This window comes from Streptomyces sp. NPDC001002, assembly GCF_053599215.1.
Window position 1 is genome coordinate 1 of record NZ_JBSFLV010000263.1, and the last position, 6,484, is coordinate 6,484.

Annotated in this window: 5 protein-coding genes and 1 pseudogene; 1 reads left to right on the forward strand and 5 read right to left on the reverse strand. The window is 70.2% G+C overall.

The features are described 5' to 3' along the window. Positions 1-58 precede the first annotated feature (58 nt). The 5 genes and pseudogenes from ACWDR3_RS46840 to iolC all read right to left on the reverse strand — a co-directional run. Positions 59-787: pseudogene (locus ACWDR3_RS46840) on the reverse strand (aldehyde dehydrogenase family protein); the annotation flags it as partial. A gap of 30 nt (positions 788-817) precedes the next feature. Further along, the gene (gene iolD / locus ACWDR3_RS46845) at positions 818-2,695 is read right to left on the reverse strand and encodes a 3D-(3,5/4)-trihydroxycyclohexane-1,2-dione acylhydrolase (decyclizing) (protein WP_450358808.1); all 1,878 of its coding nucleotides are present in this window, start codon (positions 2,693-2,695) and stop codon (positions 818-820) included. Next, positions 2,695-3,585, reverse strand: a complete 891-nt coding sequence (gene iolB / locus ACWDR3_RS46850; protein WP_450358809.1) for a 5-deoxy-glucuronate isomerase — start codon at positions 3,583-3,585, stop codon at positions 2,695-2,697. Before iolB ends, iolD begins: the two co-directional genes overlap by 1 nt. Positions 3,586-3,613: 28 nt before the next feature. Continuing rightward, a complete protein-coding gene (locus ACWDR3_RS46855) occupies positions 3,614-4,492 on the reverse strand; it encodes a Cgl0159 family (beta/alpha)8-fold protein (RefSeq protein ID WP_450358810.1) in 879 nt (292 codons plus the stop codon). A gap of 14 nt (positions 4,493-4,506) precedes the next feature. Next, the gene (iolC, locus tag ACWDR3_RS46860) at positions 4,507-5,469 is read right to left on the reverse strand and encodes a 5-dehydro-2-deoxygluconokinase (protein WP_450358811.1); all 963 of its coding nucleotides are present in this window, start codon (positions 5,467-5,469) and stop codon (positions 4,507-4,509) included. A gap of 290 nt (positions 5,470-5,759) precedes the next feature. Between iolC and ACWDR3_RS46865 the strand changes: the two genes are divergently transcribed. Next, a partial coding sequence (locus tag ACWDR3_RS46865; RefSeq protein ID WP_450358812.1) for a substrate-binding domain-containing protein occupies positions 5,760-6,484 on the forward strand: 725 nt, incomplete at its 3' end.

The window sequence follows — 6,484 nt, forward strand, 5'->3', positions numbered from 1 at the left end:
GTGACTGTGGCGTCGGGTTCATCACCCGGCTCGACGGGGTGCCCAGTCATGACGTCGTTCGCTTGCCGTGCTCAACCGCCTTGAGCTGGATGTACTTCGCGATCGGCGTCGAGCCGACGAAGGAGACGGCCTCGATGTCCGGGTGCTCCAGGATGCGGTCGACGGCCACCTTGTCGCCCTGCACGATGTTCAGCACACCGTCGGGCAGGCCCGCCTCGGAGGCGAGTTCGGCGAGCCGGAAGGACGCCGACGGGTCCTTCTCGGAGGGCTTGAGGACGAAGGTGTTGCCGGTCGCGATGGCGAGCGGGAACATCCACATCGGCACCATGGCCGGGAAGTTGAACGGCGTGATGCCGGCGACGACACCGAGCGGCTGACGGATCGAGGCCACGTCCACACGGGTCGAGACCTGCGTCGACAGCTCGCCCTTCAGCTGGACGCTGATCCCGCAGGCCAGCTCGACGATCTCCATGCCGCGCGCGACCTCGCCCAGCGCGTCGGAGTGCACCTTGCCGTGCTCGGCGGTGATCAGCTCGGCGATCTCGTCGCGGTGCGCGTCCAGCAGCTCGCGGTACTTGAAGAGGATCGCCGTGCGCTTGGCGAGCGAGGAGACACCCCAGCTCTCGAACGCGGCCTTGGCGGAGGCGACGGCCGCGTCCACCTCGTCGACGGTCGCGAACGCGACCTGCTTGTCCTGCGCGCCGGTCGCCGGGTCGTACACGACGCCGTAGCGGCCGGAGGTGCCCTCGACGGGCTTGCCGCCTATCCAGTGGGTGATCGTCTTCATGGTGCGAAAGGCCTTTCGGGGGAGGGGAGTTCAGAGGTGGCGGCGGCGGTCGGCGACCTGGCGGTCGTACTCCTCGCGGGCCTGTACCGCGGCCTCGCGGGAGGCCGTCTCGGCGACCGGCACGTCCCACCAGGCCTCGGCCGGGGGAGCGGTCGGGGTGGCGGTGTCCGTCTCGACGTAGACACAGGTCGGACGGTCGGAGGCGCGGGCCGTGGCGAGCGCCTCGCGCAGTTCGCGCACGGTCTTGGCGCGCAGCACGTCCATGCCGAGGCTGCCCGCGTTGGCGGCCAGGTCGACGGGGAGCGGGGCACCGGAGAAGGTGCCGTCGGCGGCCCGGTAGCGGTAGGCGGTGCCGAAGCGCTCGCCGCCGACCGACTCGGAGAGGCCGCCGATGGAGGCGTAACCGTGGTTCTGGATGAGCAGGAGGTTGACCGGCAGGCCCTCCTGGACGGCCGTGACGATCTCGGTCGGCATCATCAGGTACGTGCCGTCGCCGACCAGTGCCCACACGGGTGTGTCGGGCGTGGCCTGCTGGACGCCGATGGCGGCCGGGATCTCGTAGCCCATGCAGGAGTAGCCGTACTCCAGGTGGTACTGGCGCGGGCTGCGCGAGCGCCACAGCTTGTGCAGGTCGCCGGGGAGCGAGCCGGCCGCGTTGATGATCACGTCGTCGTCGCCGACGACCGAGTCGAGGGCGCCGAGCACCTGGGTCTGGGTCGGTACGGCGTTCTCGTCGGCGGCGGTGAAAGCGGCGTCAACAACCTCTTCCCAGCGGTTCTTGCCCGCGCGGTACGCGGCCTCGTAAACCGAGTTCACACGGTGACCGGCGAGTTCCTCCGTCAACGCTGTGAGCCCCGTCCTCGCGTCACACACGAGGGTGCGCGCCGCCAGCTTGTGAGCGTCGAACGCGGTGATGTTCAGGTTGACGAACCGGACGTCCGGGTTCTGGAAGAGCGTGTGGGAGGCGGTGGTGAAGTCCGTGTAGCGAGTGCCGACGCCGATCACCAGGTCCGCGGTGCGCGCGAGGTCGTCGCTGACCTCCGTGCCGGTGTGGCCGATGCCGCCGAGGTCGGCCGGATGGTCGTACCGCAGCGAGCCCTTGCCCGCCTGCGTCGAGGCGACCGGGATGCCGGTGGCGTCCACCAGGGCTTTCAGCGCCTCCTCGGCGCGGCTGTGGTGCACCCCGCCACCCGCGACGATCAGCGGGCGCTCGGCGGCCCGGATCGCCGCCACCGCCTCCGCCAGCTCGTAGGGATCGGGCGCGGGACGGCGTACGTGCCACACGCGCTCGGCGAAGAACTCCTCCGGCCAGTCGTACGCCTCCGCCTGCACGTCCTGCGGGAGCGCCAGGGTCACCGCGCCGGTCTCGACCGGGTCGGTGAGGACCCGAACGGCGTTGAGGGCGGAGGGGATCAGGGCCTCGGGGCGGGTGACGCGGTCGAAGTAGCGGGAGACCGGGCGCAGGGTGTCGTTGACCGACAGGTCCGCCTCGACCGGGTGCTCCAGCTGCTGGAGCAGCGGGTCGGCGGCGCGATTGGCGAAGTAGTCGCCCGGCAGGAGCAGCACCGGCAGCCGGTTGATGGTGGCCAGCGCGGCGCCGGTGACCAGGTTGGTGGCGCCCGGGCCGATGGATGTCGTCACGGCCTGCGCGGACAGGCGGTCCAGCTGGCGGGCGTAGCCGACGGCCGCGTGCACCATGGCCTGCTCGTTGCGGCCCTGGTGGTAGGGCATGGTGTCCTCGCCCGCCTCCAGGAGGGCCTGGCCGATGCCGGCGACGTTGCCGTGACCGAAGATGCCCCAGGTGCCGGCGATCAGCCGGTGGCGTACGCCGTCGCGCTCGGTGTACTGGACGGACAGGAACCGGACCAGGGCCTGGGCGACGGTCAGACGGCGGGTGCGGGTGCTCATCAGGACTTCTCCGGTGCCGTGTAGAGGGGGAGTCGGGGGTCGACCGGCTGGTCCGGCCAGGTGTCGCGGACCCAGGCGTGGTCCGGGTGGTCGCAGATCAGCCAGGAGCGCTCGGGCTCGGGACCCGCCATGACGTTCAGGTAGTACATGTGGTGACCGGGCACCGCCATCGACGGCCCGTGCCAGCCGTCGGGGATCAACACGACGTCCCCGCCCCGGACTTCGGCCAGGACGTCCGTGCCGCGCCCCTGCCCGGAGGGGGAGACGCGCTGGTAGCCGAGGCCGGGGATGCCCTCGTGGGCGGCGAACTCGAAGTAGTAGACCTCTTCGAGCACCGACTCCTCGCCGGGCCGTTCCTCGTCGTGCTTGTGCGGCGGGAAGGACGACCAGTTGCCGCCCGGCGTGATCACCTCGACCGCGATGAGCTTGTCGCACTCGAACACGCCCGCCGCACCGAAGTTGTTGACCTGCCGGGAGGAGTTGCCGGTGCCGCGCAGCTCCACCGGCACGGCGGAGGCCGGTCCGTAGCGGGCGGGCAGCCGGCGTGTGCAGCGCGCGCCGTTGAGCGCGAACCGGCCGCCGCCGGCCGACACGACGGTCGCCCGCGCATCCCGCGGCACGTACGCGAAGTCGCTCACCGAGCTGAACACGCTGTCACGGCCGGTGAGTTGGAAGGTGTCATGCCCGAAGTCGTCGGCGGCGGCGACCGTGCAGCCCCCGCTGAGCGGGAGCACGATCCACTCGCTGTCGCCGGTGTCGAAGGTGTGGGTGCCGCCCGGCGGCAGCTCAAGGACCCGCAGGCTGGAGTAGCCCCAGCCGGCCTTCTCCGGCGTGATGTCCACGACGTAGGGGCCGCCGAGGGCCTTTCCTGCGGGAAGGTGATACGTCATCGCGTTCCTCCGTGTCACGACCGGCACGTCACAGCAGACCGACGGCCGTGTCGACCGCCGTCTCCACAGTGCCCTCGGCCGGGTAGAGCAGCGAGCGGCCGACGACCATGCCCTGCACGGTCGGCAGCCGCAGCGCCTTGCGCCAGCGTTCGTACGCGCCTTCCTGGTCCTCGCCCACCTCGCCGCCGAGCAGCACGGCCGGCAGGGTGGAGGTCTCCAGGACCTCGCCCATGTCGTCCGGGTCGTCGGTGACGGGAAGCTTGAGCCAGGTGTAGGCCGAGGTGCCGCCCAGGCCCGAGGCGATGGCGACCGACTTGGTGACCGCCTCCGCGGAGAGGTCGTTGCGGACCCGGCCGTCAGTCCGGCGGGAGATGAACGGCTCGACGAACACGGGCAGTTGGCGTGATGCCATGTCGTCGATCGCCCGCGCGGTGGACTCCAGGGTGGTGAGCGAGCCCGGGTCGGCGTAGTCGATACGGACCAGCAGCTTGCCCGCGTCGAAGCGCAGCCGCTCGATGTCCTCGGCGCGGTGGCCGGTGAAGCGGTCGTCCATCTCGAAGACGGCGCCCGCCAGGCCGCCGCGGTTCATGGAGCCCATGACGACCTTGTTCTCCAGCACCCCGAGCAGCAGGAGGTCGTCCAGGATGTCGGCGGTGGCCAGCACCCCGTCGACACCGGGGCGGGAGAGCGCGACGCAGAGACGCTCCAGCAGGTCCGCCCGGTTGGCCATGGCGAGCCTGCGGTCGCCCACGCCCAGCGCGCCGCGGGCCGGGTGGTCGGCGGCCACGATCATCAGACGGCCGCTGTCGCCGAGCAGCGGGCGCCGAACCCGCCGGGCGGCGGCTTCGGCGACGGCCTCGGGATGCCGGGCTCTGACCGAGACGAGGTCGGGAATGCTGATGGACAAGGCAGAGCTCCGTTTCAGGCGGTGGCGCGCGCGAGGAGGCCGTCGACCTCGGCTTCGGTGGGCATCGCGGAGGAACAGGCGAGCCGGGAGGCGACAAGGGCGCCGGCCGCGTTCGCGTACCGCATTGTTTCGGCCAACTCCCAGCCGGAGAGCAGCCCGTGGACGAGGGAGCCGCCGAAGGCGTCGCCGGCACCGAGGCCGTTGGCCACCTCGACGGGCACCGGCGGGACCTCGGCGGTGGTGCCGTCGCGGTGCACTGCCAGCACGCCCTTGGGGCCCTGCTTGACCACCGCGAGCTCCACGCCCGCGGCCAGCAGCGCCTCCGCGCAGGCCAGCGGCTCGCGGACGCCGGTGGCGATCTCGCACTCGTCGAGATTGCCGACCGCGACGGTCGCGTGCCGCAGGGCTTCGGCGTAGTAGGGGCGGGCCTCTTCCGGGTCGCGCCAGAACATCGGCCGCCAGTCGAGGTCGAAGACCGTGGTGCCCGCCTTGTCGCGGGCCTTCAGAGCGGCGAGCGTGGCCGAGCGGCTGGGCTCCTCGCTCAGGCCGGTGCCGGTGATCCAGAAGACGCGGGCCGCCCGGATCGCCCAGAAGTCCAGTTCCTCGGTGTGAATCTCCAGGTCAGGAGCCTTAGGCTGCCGGTAGAAGTAAAGAGGGAAGTCATCCGGCGGAAAGATCTCGCAGAAGGTCACCGGTGTCGGGTACGCGGCGACGGGCGTCACCCAGCGGTCGTCGACGCCGAACTCCTTGAGCGCCTCGTGCAGATAGGTGCCGAAGGGGTCGTCGCCGGTGCGGGTGATCACCGCCGAGTTCCGGCCGAGTCGAGCGGCGGCGACCGCCACGTTGGCGGCCGAACCGCCGAGGAACTTGCCGAAGGTCTCGACCTGGGCCAGGCCCACACCCGACTGAAGGGGGTAGAGATCGACTCCGATACGGCCCATAGTGATCAGGTCGAAGGGCTGGGCATTCAGGGCCATGTGCGACGCTCCTAGGGCTGTACCGGGGATGCGGGCCCCGGAGGACCTCCGCCTCACCAGGTGTAGGCCTCCGGAGCCGATGCTGTCAATACTTTGTACTGACATTCGGACCTGCTTGTGAAATGATGTCTTAACAAAGTATTGACAGTGGGCGCGCCAAGGGATTGGATCCCGTCCCAGTACTTCTGCCGTATTTGCGGCGCACGACCCGGACATGCCAAGATCCCGGGCCCCGGATCTTTGAGATCCCTCTCCCTTTCCCCCGCAAGCACAGTGAGGTGCCAGGAAAGATGGACCGCTCCACTCACCACCGCTCCCGCAGAATCGTCCCCGTAGTGGCGGTCGCCGCGGCAGCCGCCCTGACCCTCGCAGGCTGCTCCAGCAGCTCCGGGGGCAAGAAGTCCGAAGAGAGCGGGTCGGGCGCCTCGGCGGGCAAGGCCACCACGCCTCGGATGACGGTCGCGCTCGTGACGCACCAGTCGCCCGGTGACACCTTCTGGGACATCGTGCGCAAGGGTGCCGAGGCCGCCGCGGCCAAGGACAACATCAAGCTGATCTACTCGGCGGACCCGAACGCGGGCAACCAGGCCAACCTGGTGCAGAACGCGATCGACCAGAAGGTCGACGGCATCGCGATCACCCTCGCCAAGCCGGACGCCATGAAGGACGTCGTGAGCAAGGCGACGGCCGCGAAGATCCCCGTGGTCGGCCTCAACTCCGGTGTCAGCGACTGGCAGAAGCTCGGCCTGATGGAGTTCTTCGGCCAGGACGAGACCGTGGCCGGCGAGGCGTTCGGCAAGAAGCTGAACGAGCTCGGCGCCAAGCACACGGTCTGTGTCATCCAGGAGCAGGGCAACGTCGGCCTGACCCAGCGCTGTGACGGTGTGAAGAAGACCTTCTCCGGCAAGACCGACGTCCTGTACGTCAACGGCACGGACATGCCGTCGGTGAAGTCGACGATCACCGCCAAGCTCAAGACGGACTCCTCGATCGACTACGTCACCACGCTCGGCGC